The sequence below is a fragment of the Cytobacillus sp. FSL R5-0377 genome, from assembly GCF_038004385.1.
Lineage (GTDB): Bacteria > Bacillota > Bacilli > Bacillales > Cytobacillaceae > Cytobacillus.
In genome coordinates, this window is record NZ_JBBORA010000001.1 from 336,968 (window position 1) to 351,280 (window position 14,313).

Annotated in this window: 17 protein-coding genes; 6 read left to right on the forward strand and 11 right to left on the reverse strand. The window is 40.3% G+C overall.

The window, feature by feature from the left end; translation table 11 throughout:
• Positions 1–10 precede the first annotated feature (10 nt).
• The 4 genes from NSQ49_RS01700 to NSQ49_RS01715 all read left to right on the forward strand — a co-directional run bounded on the left by NSQ49_RS01700 (position 11) and on the right by NSQ49_RS01715 (position 3,272).
• A complete protein-coding gene (locus NSQ49_RS01700; protein ID WP_236566254.1) occupies positions 11–721 on the forward strand; it encodes a sensor histidine kinase in 711 nt (236 codons plus the stop codon).
• A 109-nt stretch (positions 722–830) separates the two neighbouring features.
• Entirely contained in the window at positions 831–1,991 is a 1,161-nt protein-coding gene (locus tag NSQ49_RS01705) for a CapA family protein (RefSeq protein WP_159867292.1), read from the forward strand.
• 65 nt (positions 1,992–2,056) lie between these two features.
• Positions 2,057–2,869 carry a CPBP family intramembrane glutamic endopeptidase gene (locus NSQ49_RS01710; RefSeq protein ID WP_159867289.1) on the forward strand — a complete coding sequence of 271 codons (813 nt, stop codon included), beginning with the start codon at positions 2,057–2,059 and terminating at the stop codon, positions 2,867–2,869.
• A gap of 109 nt (positions 2,870–2,978) precedes the next feature.
• A complete protein-coding gene (locus tag NSQ49_RS01715) occupies positions 2,979–3,272 on the forward strand; it encodes a HesB/YadR/YfhF family protein (RefSeq protein ID WP_159867286.1) in 294 nt (97 codons plus the stop codon).
• 54 nt (positions 3,273–3,326) lie between these two features.
• Here the strand turns inward: NSQ49_RS01715 and NSQ49_RS01720 are convergent, their stop codons facing one another.
• The 9 genes from NSQ49_RS01720 to acnA form a co-directional block, all read right to left on the reverse strand.
• Entirely contained in the window at positions 3,327–3,584 is a 258-nt protein-coding gene (locus NSQ49_RS01720; protein WP_341071653.1) for a hypothetical protein, read from the reverse strand.
• Entirely contained in the window at positions 3,541–3,840 is a 300-nt protein-coding gene (locus tag NSQ49_RS01725) for a hypothetical protein (protein WP_159867283.1), read from the reverse strand. Before NSQ49_RS01725 ends, NSQ49_RS01720 begins: the two co-directional genes overlap by 44 nt.
• Positions 3,841–3,999: 159 nt before the next feature.
• Positions 4,000–4,437 carry an acyl-CoA thioesterase gene (locus NSQ49_RS01730; protein WP_159867280.1) on the reverse strand — a complete coding sequence of 146 codons (438 nt, stop codon included), beginning with the start codon at positions 4,435–4,437 and terminating at the stop codon, positions 4,000–4,002.
• A gap of 2 nt (positions 4,438–4,439) precedes the next feature.
• Entirely contained in the window at positions 4,440–6,752 is a 2,313-nt protein-coding gene (locus NSQ49_RS01735; protein ID WP_159867277.1) for an AAA family ATPase, read from the reverse strand.
• 125 nt (positions 6,753–6,877) lie between these two features.
• A complete protein-coding gene (gene tlp / locus NSQ49_RS01740) occupies positions 6,878–7,129 on the reverse strand; it encodes a small acid-soluble spore protein Tlp (protein WP_159867274.1) in 252 nt (83 codons plus the stop codon).
• 157 nt (positions 7,130–7,286) lie between these two features.
• The gene (locus NSQ49_RS01745; RefSeq protein ID WP_159867271.1) at positions 7,287–7,430 is read right to left on the reverse strand and encodes an acid-soluble spore protein N; all 144 of its coding nucleotides are present in this window, start codon (positions 7,428–7,430) and stop codon (positions 7,287–7,289) included.
• Positions 7,431–7,492: 62 nt separating this feature from the next.
• Positions 7,493–7,624: an FbpB family small basic protein gene (locus NSQ49_RS01750; protein WP_201306565.1), complete on the reverse strand. Its 132-nt coding sequence runs from the start codon at positions 7,622–7,624 to the stop codon at positions 7,493–7,495.
• Between the two features lie 235 nt (positions 7,625–7,859).
• Positions 7,860–8,381 carry a peroxiredoxin family protein gene (locus NSQ49_RS01755; RefSeq protein ID WP_251283783.1) on the reverse strand — a complete coding sequence of 174 codons (522 nt, stop codon included), beginning with the start codon at positions 8,379–8,381 and terminating at the stop codon, positions 7,860–7,862.
• Between the two features lie 555 nt (positions 8,382–8,936).
• Positions 8,937–11,645, reverse strand: coding sequence for an aconitate hydratase AcnA (gene acnA, locus NSQ49_RS01760; protein ID WP_159867265.1), 2,709 nt, complete (start codon positions 11,643–11,645; stop codon positions 8,937–8,939).
• Between the two features lie 354 nt (positions 11,646–11,999).
• Here acnA and sspO point away from each other — a divergent pair, with 354 nt between their 5' ends.
• Positions 12,000–12,149: a small acid-soluble spore protein O gene (gene sspO / locus NSQ49_RS01765; RefSeq protein WP_061790826.1), complete on the forward strand. Its 150-nt coding sequence runs from the start codon at positions 12,000–12,002 to the stop codon at positions 12,147–12,149.
• A gap of 37 nt (positions 12,150–12,186) precedes the next feature.
• On the opposite strand, the gene NSQ49_RS01770 is transcribed toward sspO, so the two are convergent.
• On the reverse strand, positions 12,187–12,444 hold the full coding sequence (locus tag NSQ49_RS01770) for a hypothetical protein (protein ID WP_159867262.1): 258 nt from the start codon (positions 12,442–12,444) through the stop codon (positions 12,187–12,189).
• Positions 12,445–12,692: 248 nt separating this feature from the next.
• Between NSQ49_RS01770 and NSQ49_RS01775 the strand changes: the two genes are divergently transcribed.
• Positions 12,693–12,839, forward strand: coding sequence for a small acid-soluble spore protein P (locus NSQ49_RS01775; protein WP_009334725.1), 147 nt, complete (start codon positions 12,693–12,695; stop codon positions 12,837–12,839).
• 46 nt (positions 12,840–12,885) lie between these two features.
• Here the strand turns inward: NSQ49_RS01775 and selA are convergent, their stop codons facing one another.
• Positions 12,886–14,283 (reverse strand): L-seryl-tRNA(Sec) selenium transferase, encoded by a 1,398-nt coding sequence (selA, locus tag NSQ49_RS01780; protein ID WP_251283782.1) that lies wholly within the window; start codon positions 14,281–14,283, stop codon positions 12,886–12,888.
• Positions 14,284–14,313: the final 30 nt, after the last annotated feature.

Genomic DNA, 14,313 nt, shown 5'->3' on the forward strand with positions numbered 1-14,313 from the left:
GAATAATAAGATGGAAAAAATGAATAATATAAAAAAAGAAGAGGGAGAAATTCCCAATAGTGATGGTCAGCTGGCAGCAGCATTAGCTCATGAAATCAGAAATCCGCTGACAACAGTGAAAGGATTTATGCAGCTCTTAAAGCCATATTTATCTGAGATCGGCAAAGAACAGTACGCCGAACTTGCCATTGATGAGATTAATAGGGCAAATGATATGATATATGAATTTCTGAATGCATCGAAACCTGGAACCAACAAGAAAGCAAAAATAAATTTAAACAAATTGATTCAGGAAATGAAAATGTTATTTGAAAGTCAAGCAAATATTAATAATATAAACCTCTCTGTAAAGCCTTGCCCTGGAAACCCCATCATCTATGGAGACACTAATAAGATAAAGCAGGTACTGATCAATATCATTAAAAATGCACTGGAGGCATGTGAGGAAGTTCATGCAGGAGATGGAGAAGTTAGCATAACTGCCAAATCAAACAGCCAACAAACAGAAATCATTATTGAAGATAATGGGCCTGGCATGACTGAAGAAACGATAAATAAATTATTCTTGCCATTTTATACTACTAAAGAAAAAGGGACTGGGATCGGTCTATCCATATGCCGGAAGATAATCGAGGAACACAAGGGCAGAATTGCCGTCAATTCCAGACTATCACAAGGGAGCGTTTTTATAATTGAACTTCCTCTAGCATTGACCAAATAAGAACATTTAAATTTAATGAAAAAAATGCAGAAAAATGATGAAAAATGCAAAAATTCATATTAAAATTAAACTATTAATATATATGCTCTATATTAAGGGGATAATTTTTATGAAATTAAGTAAAGCCTTCCTGCTATCCGCATTTTTCTGTACAACATTATTAATATGCTCGGGCCTCCTTATCTACAAGATGCACACTGAACATAAGGCTGAAGCTGCTGAAGCCAAACCTGTTCAATTGCATGCTGAAGACAGGGAAATGGCCGAGGGCAGTAAAATCCTTATTGAAAGGGTAACTTTGGGAGCTATTGGCGACATCCTTATTCATGATTGGGTATACAATGATGCCAAAACAAAAACAGGTTATGATTTCAATCCAATGTTTGAACATGCTAAATCGCTATTAAGTACTCCCGATTTCTTACTTGCCAATCAAGAGACAATTCTGGGCGGTACGAAAATAGGAATCTCCAGCTACCCAATGTTCAACAGCCCTCAGGAAGTAGGCAATGCTCTTATTGAGGCAGGCGTTGATATTGTTTCAACGGCCAATAACCATTCACTCGATAAGGGAGTAAAGGGCCTGGAAGCGTCTCTCGATTATATGGATCAAATTGGTCTGCCGCATGTGGGAACGAGCAGAACACCAAATGAGCAGCAAACCTTGAAAATACTCAGCAAAAACGGAATTAAAGTTGCCTATCTTTCTTACACATATGGCACCAACGGAATTCCCGTTCCTGCAGGTAAAGAATATCTCGTCAACCTCATTGATGAAACCGCAATAATAAATGAAATTAAGCGTGCTAAAGAAGAAGCTGACGTTGTTGTAATAAGTATGCATTGGGGAAATGAATATCAGCTTCAGCCAACAGTGGAACAAAAGAATTTAGCACAGAGTCTTGTTAAAGCAGGTGCTGACATTATCTTCGGCCACCATCCGCATGTTCTGCAGCCTATGGAGTGGATTGACAGAAAAGACGGCGGCCAATCATTGGTTGTTTATTCGCTTGGCAACTTTTTATCCGGACAGATGCGTGATTATAAAGATATAGGCGGGCTTGCAACCGTGGAGGTTACAAAATATATTGATCAAAATGGGGTCGATATCAAACTTTCCAACCCTGGGTTCGTCCCTACCTACGTCAGCAATAAACAATTGAAAAATTATCAGATCGTGCCGCTTGAGAATGCGGGCAGCTTTGGCTTACCCAATGCAGACTCTAAATACGACGAAATTATGAAACATATGTTAGGCAATATGAAGTAAAGCGCTTTTTAGCGCTTTTTTTATGCAAAAAAATGGTAAAATATGTTGTATACAGGGGGTTAGTTATGAAAAATGCTTTTATTAATAAGTCTCTTCCTTATATGCAGCTATGTGTATTCACTTTTGGTGTATTGCTTTTTCAATTGAAGCTTTTCGCTTTCGCTTTCATTCTTTCGTTATTACTTATCATTTTTTTAGTGCTTCTCTCAAAGCAGGAGCGTGTTTTTTCATGGACTATTGCCGGCTATTTGTCAGGCAGCCTTTTGTTTCTTTATGGCGATAAGCTTCTTGATTTACTGCCCCTTCCATACTATATCTTAATGATATTAAATCGCTTTCTTCTGGTAATCCCGATCCTGCTGCTGATCTATATTTCAATAAAGTTTAAAAAAACACCGATCCCCTTTTGGCAAAAACCGGATTGGAATTCTCTTATATTTTTTCCTTTCATATGGAGCGGCTTCCATACCATAAAAATAAAGTATTTTCTTATAATTGCTATCCTAATTAATTTTGCTGCATTTGCATATTTTATTTTTTCAGCCGAGCACTCCTTTTCTAGGGACTTTCTGCAGTTCCTTATTGGCTTCTCCATTGTAAATGGGATAATGGAAGAGCTTTTATGGAGAGGAATCATCTTATCCAGAATGGCTGACCTGTCAGGAGAAAAATCAGCAGTTCTGTTTTCCGGGCTGGCATTTGGGGTATCACATATGATGTTTGGATACTCATTAGTTCTGTGTCTGCTGTTTGCTGCAGGAGGAGTGTTTTACGCGGCCGTCACGGTGAAATCCCGAAGCATCTTTCCTGCTTTCTTATGGCATATTGCCATGAACATTTTGATGATTTTAAGCGGCTTAATACCATTTCCAGGATAATATATTCTTGTTCATGCCATTATTTATAGGTATGGCGGCAGACATTTTATTCGCGCATAGGGAAAAACTAGCCTATAATATGACTATCACCCACGAGGAGGAATTTCAAATGAACATACATATCGAAGATCAGGCTGCCCAATGGTATCAGGAAGAAATGCTCTTGAATAAGGGTGACTTTGTCCGATTTTTCGCTAGATACGGCGGCTGCAGCACGGTTCAGCAGGGATTTTCCCTAGGCGTCTCTAATGAAAAGCCTCATGACGCAGGGGTGCAGACAGAAAAAAACGGAATCACTTACTTTATCGAAGAAAAGGATTTATGGTACTTTGATAATCATGATTTATTCGTGACTTTTAATGAAAAAGCACAGGAACCTGAATTTAAGTATAACAATGAGTAAAAGAAGCAGACACCGCCTGCTTCTTTTTTTATAAGATAAGAATCTATACTAGTGTTAGATAATTTTCCATCTCCGGTTTAAGCAGTACATGGGCAAACGTCTATACATTTCTTTCAGAAGGTTAAATAACAGCCCTTCAGCTGTCTCATCCTTCGCTTGAGGCCCGCGGGACAAGGGGAGACTGCGTGTAACATCAACAGCAACGCCCGACCAAAAACTGATGCTTTTCGTTGGCGATATTATATCATAGGCGATGCCTTCCACTTTCTTATTGCAGCCGTTCCAGGTGCTCCCATAACTTCTCTTTTTCAAGGATTTCCTTCTGCCTGGCACCAATCAAATCAAAGTGCGAGTAGCCATCAGTCCGATAATCAATCCACTCAGATTTTAGGCCATGCGATTTTCCCCAATCTTTCAGTTTATTTAGATCCGAACAGCCGACCTTTGTGACTGTTTTACAGCCAGGGAATCGCTCATCTAACCAATAATGTGTTAAAAAAGCAATTTCTCCACGGTCCACTTTCATCTTCCATTCTTGAAGATCTTTTCTGCGAAGGCCGAAAGCCATTTCCATTCTCCATCCTTTAGATTTATCACAATCTAACGTGCCCGAAAGAAGGACAAAGACTAGAACGCCACTTATGCAGCAGTCTTTGTGACCCGCTTCCTAAGGGCCTCAACTAACAATCAGCAGAAGATAACGCCCCCCGCTGATTGAAGTTTCACTTTATCTGACAGCAGCTTCAGGCTGCTTTTTTGCTTTTTCATACGCTTCATGCCAATCAGGATATTTCTTTTTAATAGAAATCGGGCGGAAATTCTCTTTTTTGACGCAAACATGTTTGGACAAGCCTGTTACGGCAAGTTCTCCTTCATCATTGAATATTTCATATCCATAGCTGACGCGGAAACCGTCATATTCTTCGATCCAGGTTTTAATTGTTGCAGTCTGCCCGTAGCGCAATGGTTTTTTATAAGAAGCAAGGATATCCAATACTGGAGAGATGATCCCATCCTTCTCCATTTCAGCATAGCTGAATCCAAGATCCTTTATGATTTGTGTCCGGCCAAGCTCCATCCATACCAGATAATTGGCGTGGTAAACTACTCCCATTTGATCTGTTTCTGCATACCTTACTTCTATTTCTTTTGTTGAGATGAGCATCTCTATTCCCCTTTGCTTATTTTATTTAATGCAAGTTCGAAATCCGCCTTCTCCAAAGTGCTGACCTGCTCAATATCCTCATCAAGTGCTGAAACCATTCTCATGGCCTGCGCCTGAATGGCCTCATCAGCAAGATTGGCGGCAAACCGTCCATTCCCGTTAACCTCAATCCTTGATAAAGTGCTGTTAAGGTAGTCCTTTGCTTCCTCTGTTAGAGTGTATTCATATTTTCCAGTATACGAAATAATTATTTCGAGGAGCTCCGCAGTTGAATAATCCTTGAAATGAAAGAACTTTTTGAAGCGGGACTTTAACCCCGGATTACTTGACATTAGCTTCTCCATTTCATTCGGGTATCCAGCCAAAACAACGATAAGGTTTTCATTATGCTTTGTCATTTCATCCACTAACGTATCAATGACTTCTTTGCCAAAATCTCCTGATGTCTGTGAAAGGAGTGAATATGCCTCATCGATGAATAGCACGCCGCCTAATGCCTCTCTTATCTTCTTCTTTGTTTTGATAGCAGTCTGGCCAACATAGCCGGCTACAAAATCAGCACGGCTTGCAACAATCAAATGTCCGCGTTTCAAGAATCCGCATTCTTTCAGCAATTCTGCATAGATCTTTGCTACAGTTGTTTTTCCTGTCCCCGGATTACCTGTAAATACTGAATGGAGCTGGATCGGGATAACCGGGAGATCTTTTTCACGGCGCATCTGCTGTATTTTAACAAAGGCCACCAGGTTTTGAACTTCTGTTTTAACTGTTTCAAGTCCGATCAGGCGGTCAAGCTGGTCCTGAGGATTTATCAGCTTTTCTTCTTCTTCACCTTCAAAATCTTCTTTTTCCAACAGTGTATATGACATGATGTTTTCGTTATTCTTTGCTTGAGATCCTTTTCTGAAAATCGCATCCAGCACAATATTTCTGACAGTCCTGGCATTTCCGAATGTGTCATCAACACGCTCTTTTTCAATTCGTTTACCCAGTTCCTGCTTAGCCCCTTGCGTAAGGACATAATCATTATCAGAGGACAGCTTTTCAGCAATCTGCAGCAGCTCTTCATTGGAATAATCCGGCAGGGCTATAAAGTTAGACTCCGGGAAACGGCTGCGGAGACCAGGATTGCTGTCCAGAAATTGTCTCATCTCTTCTGGATAACCGGCCATTATAACAGCAAACTTTCCCCCATATTCAGTCCCCGTCATCAGCGAAACCAGAGTATCAATGGCAGTTTGTCCATAGTCACTGCCGGACTGTCCCTCACGTTTTAGGCTGTATGCCTCATCAATGAACAGTACTCCGCCGATTGCCTTTTCAACAGCCGCCCTGACATTTTCCTCTGTTTGCCCCACAAATCCGCCTACCAGCTGTGACCGATCAGCTTCGATTACTTCTTCCCGCGGCAAAACCCCAAGGCTATGATAAATCTTTGCCAAAAGACGGGCGATAGTCGTTTTGCCTGTACCTGGATTCCCGGTTAGTATCATATTGAGGCTGAGTGCATCTTTGGTCTGAAATCCAAGCGACTTCCGTTCGTTTTGATATTTTAAGAATCGGTAAAAGTCATGAACTCTGCTTTTGACCGATTGCAGCCCAACCATTTCATTAAGTTCATCAAGTGGATCCTTTGGTAAATCAAATTGCTCAGCCTCAGATTCAAAAATCTCTTTCCATTCATTTTTAAGTCTGTTAATGGCATTTAAGTGCTTTTTCATATCAGTGTAATAAGTTGAAGTATGAAAAACACCCGAAATAGATTGCTCATATTCTTCAGATGCTTTTAAAAGAGAAGCTGTTTCTTCAATAGCTTTTTCAAGTATTTCAGTGAGCTTCCGGTATTCCTCATCCTCATAGGCAACCTGCTTTTTCTGCAGGTCTTCAAGCTCATCATCTGATTTGTTGATAAAACTTCTGCAAATTTCAATAAATTGCTCAGCGGTCTTCTTTTTTGCTGCCCTGTTATCGGTTTCCCGAATTGGGGGAAACGTCAGGGTTTCAAGAAGATTGCCTTTATTTTTCCATTCAGATTTCCCTAATTGGGCTGCTGCCATAGTATTGCCGGAGTCCAGTTCAACTGCTTTCTGCAGCCATGCACATGCGAGTGTATCATCGCTATTCTTGTTTAACCGGGAGATAGCAGCCATTGCCAATAATTCAGATAGCAGGGCAGGATCTGATTCTTCACTCATATTCTTAATTACATCTAACAGCTCAGCTTCATTTTGTATGTATCCGTATTGGTCAAGCTCATTCTTCCAATGGCCAGCCTTAATGTCTGCTGATACTGCCGGTCTATTTTGCTGTTTCATCAATTATCACTTCTTCTTCTTAGTTTCCTCAACTTATCTTACCATATTTCAATAATTATCTATAAGAATGCGCTCCTTCACACTAAAGGAAAAGACCTAATCACATTTGATTAGGTCTTGAGAAATTAATAATTATTCTTCTCGCTGCTATTGCCGTTTTGCTGTGCCTGATATTCATCCTTTATTTCTGAACGGAAAGATTCGATACTTTCGCGGCGGCGTTCATTTTTAGCTTCAATTCTGGCAAGATCTTCAGCATTTGCATACTTCATTGATTCTTCAGCTTCGTCCATATTCTCAATTGTATGAACGATCATGGATTGTAGCTTTTCAACGTTATCGCTGCGGTCATCTGGATTAGGTCTGTTATGTGCCATGGTTTATTCCTCCCTATGTTAGGTGATGGTACAAATTTAGTTTGTGAAGGAACAAGAAAAATATTGGCGGAAAAGTGTGGGTTGCTTGCCTGAAAAATAGAATTTGCAGGAAACAAAAGAACCTGCCGTCTATATAAATGGCAGGTTTTACTTTCAATTATTCACCTTTAGTTTGGATTACTTGAGCATGCTCTCCGGATTTGTCCTGCATTTTCTTGCCTTTGTTGCCGCCAAATCCGCGTGATTGTGTACCAATATGGTTTGGATTGAAATGATTAGGGTGTCTTTTTGGATTACTCACTTATATCCCTCCTCATATAAAGTTTGTGCATTTGAAGAGGGTTTCATAATTGGCAAGTAATTCTATTCAGCCTTGTTTAATCGCTTAAGTTCGAGACGCTCTTCGATTTTCTCCATAGCATCTTGATCTTTAAGCAACTGGCGTTTATTTTCTAGTACTAATTCAGCAAAGGAGCGTTTTCTAGGCTTTCTCATAAATCTTTCACCTTCCTTTAATAACATTGTAACAATAATTATCTCCAGAAACCCTTTAAATTATTACAACTTTTTGAAAATTTAATCCGCATATACCCAACCTATGTGAAAAAAGTTCATTTGGTTCATGAGTAATGCTTAAATATTCAGAAAACATTAGTCCTATTGTAAATTTCCCCCTATTAGCTTGAGATAAACCTAAATAAAAAAACATCTGCTTTAAGCAAATGTTTTTCTACATTTCTTCTATATACTGGTTCATTAGTTCCAGGGACATCGCACTTAAATATTTATTCCGGATAATCCCTTTTTCATCAATAAAAAAAGTGGTAGGTATCGTTATTATTTGATAATCATTAGAGGCTTTTTCGTCCACATCGAGTAAAATTGGAAAGTTCACACGCATTTTATCAGCAAAGCCTGCCACATCCGACTGAGGATCAATATTCACTGCCAATATAGCAACAGCGTCTCCCTTTTGGGTGTAAAATTTCTGAATTTCAGGCATCTCCGCTTTGCATGGAGGACACCATGTCGCCCAAAAGTTTAACATCACTTTTTTCCCTTTAAAATCTGAGAGTTTTACTGTTTCCCCCTGAAGATTCTTCAATTCAAAGTCTGGGGCTTTCAAGCCAATCGCTAACCCTGTTTGATTAACTGGATGGCTTTCAACTTCATCTTTTTCAACCGCCTGTACAGCAAAAATAGCGGTAATAATAATTAATAACACAGAAGCTGCGAACATTTTTTTGAACATGCTGTTTTCCCTCCCAGCTATTCAAGCCTTTTGCTTACTCAATTGTATTTTAACCTAGAAAAGCAAAAATAATAAGGTCCTGAGCAGCCAGTAAGACAGCATAAATGTGACAGATCCGTAAACAATTCCATCTAGCCAATTTCTGAGCGGATAATTGTATTTTTTAAATTCCCTAACCCAATAGATAAGTGAAAATAAAAACCCTAAAGTGGCTCCTTTGCTTCCTCCTGATAAATATAAAATACTTAAAGGGCTGGTTATAATACTTTCTGTTTGAAAAAGAATTAAACTAAATTTATAAGTAAAAAAGCTGGTAAGAATTGAATTGAATAGGACATTCTGAAAGATCTTTTTAAATTCCGCGTTGTCTCTAAATACTATTGCTATCGTAAAAAAAGCAATAATACATGAGAGCAGGATCAATACCCATTCATACTTCACTATTAATGGTCCAGCCAAAAAAGCACCCAACTTCAGCCCCCCATTTAAGATATCTGAGCCTGTATATTGTAAATAAAAACCGCTATGTGAGCAAGCACATAGCGGCAGGTTAAATTAGTTAGCCAATTTATCACGAAGAACCATTTGCAGGATTCCGCCATGACGGTAGTAGTCGATTTCAACTTCAGAATCGAAACGGACAAGAACTTCGAATGTAGTCTGGTTGCCGTTTTCATCTGTAGCTGTAACTTTAACAAAGTCACGTGGTCTAACATTTTCATCGATTTGAACATCGATTGTTTCTTTTCCTGACAAGCCAAGAGTTTCTGCACTTTCGCCTTCCTTGAACTGAAGTGGAAGAACACCCATTAGAACAAGGTTAGAACGGTGGATACGCTCATAGCTTTCAGCAATAACTGTTTTAATGCCCAGCAGGTTCGTACCTTTTGCAGCCCAGTCACGGGAAGATCCCATTCCATAGTCTTTGCCGGCAAGAACAACTAAGCCAGTACCATCTTCTTTGTACTTCATGCAAGCATCATAGATAGATGTAACTTCGCCAGTAGGCCAGTAAGTTGTGAATCCGCCTTCTGTGCCTGGTGCAATTTGGTTGCGGATACGGATGTTCGCAAATGTACCGCGCATCATAACCTCATGGTTACCGCGGCGGGATCCATAAGAGTTAAAATCACGTGGTTCTACACCGTTCTCACGGAGGTATTTTCCTGCTGGCGTATCTTTGCCGATCGCACCTGCCGGAGAAATATGGTCAGTTGTTACAGAATCACCGAACTTGCCGACAACACGCAATCCTGATAAAGGTTTAACTTCATCAGCATTAGGAGTTAAGCCTTCAAAGAACGGAGGGTTCTGGATATATGTTGAGTTGTCATCAAATGAATATAAAGGCTCATTGCTTGTTTGAATTTGATTCCAGCGTGCGTTGTCATCAAATACATGTTCATATTCTTTTCGGAACAATTCAGGTGTAACGGTCTGTTTAACCACTTCATTTACTTCAGCAGTAGATGGCCAAATATCGTTAAAGAAGACATCATTGCCATTCTTGTCTTTTCCGATTGGCTCTTTTTGAAGATCGATATCGACTGTTCCTGCCAGTGCATACGCGACTACTAATGGCGGTGAAGCCAGGTAGTTAGCTTTTACAAGCGGGTGGATACGTCCTTCAAAGTTACGGTTACCGGAAAGAACAGATGTTACAAGAAGATCGCTTTCAGCTACAGCCTTTTCGATTTCTTCTCTTAATGGACCTGAGTTTCCGATACATGTTGTACAGCCGTAACCTACAAGGTTAAATCCAAGCTGTTCCATGTATGGAAGAAGTCCTGAATCACGCAGGTATCCAGTAACAACCTTAGATCCCGGAGCCAAGGAAGTTTTCACGAACTTAGGAACTTCCATTCCAAGTTCAACTGCCTTTTTAGCCACTAAACCTGCCCCAACTAAAACGTAAGGGTTTGAAGTATTTGTACAGCTGGTGATTGCTGCAATAGCAACTGCACCTGTTTTCATCTTGGTTGAATCTCCATTTGCAAATTCAACAGTGATTTCTTTGTCGATTTCCTTCTTATCCAAGCCGAAGCCCTGGTTTCCTTGTGGAGCAGTAATCGCATCATTGAATTCCTTTTTCATAGCTGAAAGCGGAATTAAATCCTGCGGACGCTTAGGACCTGAGAGATTCGCTTCGATTTCGGAAAGATTGATTTCAACTACATTTGTATATACTGGCTCAAGAGATGGATCAAAGAACATTCCATTTTCTTTGCAGTATTTTTCTACAATCTTAATTTGCTCTTCAGGACGTCCAGTCAGGCGCATGTAATCAAGAGCTTCCGCATCAACAGGGAAGAATCCGCAAGTCGCTCCGTATTCCGGTGCCATGTTAGCAATTGTAGCGCGGTCAGCCAATGGAAGCTGTGTGACACCAGGGCCGAAGAATTCTACAAACTTGCCAACTACACCCTGGCTGCGCAGTACTTGGGTTACTTTCAATGCAAGGTCAGTAGCTGTAGTTCCGTTAGGAAGCTCACCAGTAAGCTTTACCCCTACAACTTCAGGAACAGGGAAATATGAAGGCTGGCCCAGCATGCCTGCTTCAGCTTCAATGCCTCCTACACCCCATCCAAGAACGCCGATACCGTTAATCATGGTTGTATGGGAGTCAGTTCCTACAAGAGTATCTGGGAAAGTTTCGTAATCGCCTTCAGTTGTTTCAAGTGCATGAACAACATTCGCTAAGAACTCAAGGTTTACCTGGTGAACAATACCTGTAGCAGGCGGAACTGCACGATAGTTGTCAAATGCTTTTTGTGCCCAGCTCAAGAATTGGTAACGCTCTGCATTTCGCTCAAACTCGAGCTCCATGTTAGCTTCAAGTGAATCTGGTGTTCCATACTTATCTACCTGTACAGAGTGGTCAATAACCAGATCAACTGGCTTCTCAGGATTAATTTTGTCAGGATCCCCACCCATGTCAGCCATTGCCTTACGCAATGAAGCAAGGTCAACTACTGCCGGAACTCCAGTGAAGTCCTGCAGAATTACACGTGATGGTTTAAAAGGAACATCTACTTCTTTTACTTCAGAAGTTCCCCATTTTGCCAGGTTTTCAACATGCTCTTTTGTGATTACACGGCCGTCGTATTGACGAAGTACTGATTCCAATAATACCTTAATAGAATATGGCAGTTTTGAAACCTTACCTACTCCAGCTTCTTCCAGAGCACCTAAATGATAGTAATGATAGCGCTTCCCGTCCAGATCAAAGGATTTGCGGGAATTGAACACATCGTTCTTTGCCAAATGTATTACCCCCTCTTTCAATAAACATCATATACCAAGTGTTAGGTAATTGTCGAAAAGTTTGAATTTTCGTCCATCCTTACTTTTCTCACAATTCCTATATTAATACAACCTGCTATATAAGTAAATAACAAGAAAGTTATTGTTTTTGATAAGTTTTTCTTATCATAAATTTTTATTTACCTCATAAAGCCTCTTAAACGGTGTAATTGAAAGTATTTTTCAATTAGTAAGGAAATTCCATTATTCCTTAGTTATTATTCTGCAAAAACGAAAAAGGAATTCTGCTTGTCCTAAAAAACAACATAAATTGACAATATCCAAGGAAAAATAGTACCAGGGAGGTGATTGACTATGGCTAAAAGAAAGTCTAATCATATTATTGAGGGTATGAACGCTGCCAAAGGACAGGGCATGGGCGCGGGATATAATGAGGAATATGCCAATGAACCATTAACAGAAGCGCAAAAGCAAAATAATAAAAAACGCAAGAAGAATCAATAAATGATAATACCCGGCTGAACTGCAGCCGGGTACATTTTTAGTATTGGTTTACATCCTCAACCATGGACCTTAAATCTTGCTGGAATTTCTCCAGCTGTGCACGCTGATGGTCAGATGCAACTTCCATAGCATTTTCAATTTGAGCATATGCTTCATTTACTTCCTGCTTAAGATGTTTTAGCTGATGGCCGTAACTTGCGGAGTCTCTTACAATTTCAGCATAAAGCTCCTGTGCATCTTCCATCCCCTGCTGTGCAGCCTGAAATGCCTGCTGTTTATCTTTATGATATGGCATACTTTTTCACTCCTAATAAAATTTGTACCATTAAATTGCGCAATAGCCTCTAAAAATATTCCGCAAATCACACAGCAGGAAGTCTTGATATTCAGCCACAATTTGCAAGGCAAATTTCAATGGAAAAGAGACAAACTAACACATGAGGTGAGGGTGAATTTCACCCTGTATCTTTTTTCATTAAGACGGCAGGATATTCAGCTGCCTGGAGCGGTAGAAACATCCTATTATCCCGAGGAGGACTTCAATTGAACAAAAACAATGGCAAAGACATGCGAAAAAATGCACCTAAAGGACATAACAATGATGGACAGCCTGAACCATTAAGCGGTTCAAAGAAAGTAAAAAATCGCAACCACACCAGACAAAAACATAATTCACACCATGACATGTAAATATAAAGAAAAGGCAGCTGCCTCCTCATCAGGCAGCTGCTTTAAATTAAATAGCGTTTAAGGCGTTTATAATGGTGTCCTCTTCACTGGCAGTTACTGTCCGCAGATCAATCAGAACTTCTTCCTTTTGAATCCTGACGATTATGGAGGAATCAATCCTTAACTGGCGTGCGATATGATCTGCTGAATAATGTCTGTGCTTTAAAACGGCAATCCAGGACGAAAGCTCTACTTCTGGCATCGTGCCTCCTCCTACCCGCCCTGTATTTTCTCTCATTGAACAATCGTAATCGTTTCCGGCAGCTTGTAATTTGTTAAGGAATTGAGCTGTTCTCACTTTAAGTTCATCACTGGTCACCAGCAAATCATGGACTACCGGAATATTTCGAAGACCCTCTTCTCCTTTTAAGTAATCAATAAGCGTGCCTTCGAGAGCAGCAATTGTCATTTTATCAACTCTGAGAACACGGGCCAGCTGATGTTTTTTCAGCTTTTCGATTAAGTCCTTCCTTCCGGCAATAATGCCTGCCTGGGGACCTCCCAAAAGCTTGTCCCCGCTAAAAGAAACGATATCTGCCCCCATTGTTAACACATCGCTGACTGCCGGTTCATCTCCGATTCCTTTGCTTTTGAAATCAAATAGTGCACCACTTCCCAGATCTTCATAAAATATCAGGTTTTTTTCTTTTGATAAGCGGGCAAGTTCTTCTGTGCCAACTTCTTTCGTAAAACCAATAATCTTAAAATTGCTCGTGTGCACCTTCATAATCATGGCTGTATCTTCATTTATCACTTTTTCATAATCTTCCAGATGGGTTTTATTCGTAGTTCCGACTTCTATAAGCCTGGCCCCGCTCTCTTCCATTATGCTTGATACCCTGAAGGAGCCTCCGATTTCAACAAGCTGACCGCGTGAAACGATAACTTCCTTTTCTGCCGCCAGGGCTCTTAGTATGATATAAACAGCAGCAGCATTATTATTGACTGCCATAGCTGCTTCTGCACCTGTAAGCTCTTTGATCAGATTTTCCAGGTGACTATGCCTGGATCCCCGTTCTCCTTCACCCAGGCTATACTCCAAATTGGAATAGTTCATGGCAACTTCAAGCATATGATCTCCTGCAGATTTGCTTAACCGCGCCCGGCCAAGATTAGTGTGAAGAATAGTGCCAGTGGCATTAATAACCCTTTTAAGGGTATATCCATAACGAGCTTTAATGACCTCTTCTGATTTTTGAAATATAAGATCTGTAAACTTTTCCGTACCCGGCTCCTCACCGGTCCATTTCCCGGCAAGAATCGTATTCCTTATATCAGAGATTACCTCTTTCAGCATGTTGGTTGTATGTATAAAGTCAAGCTCATACTGTTTCATTAAAAGAGTAAAACGCCGGTCTTTTTGCAGTTCGTGCACCGGTGAAATATTTCTGACTATACTTTTCATAAAATCCCTCCAGCATTTGCCCCGTTATTA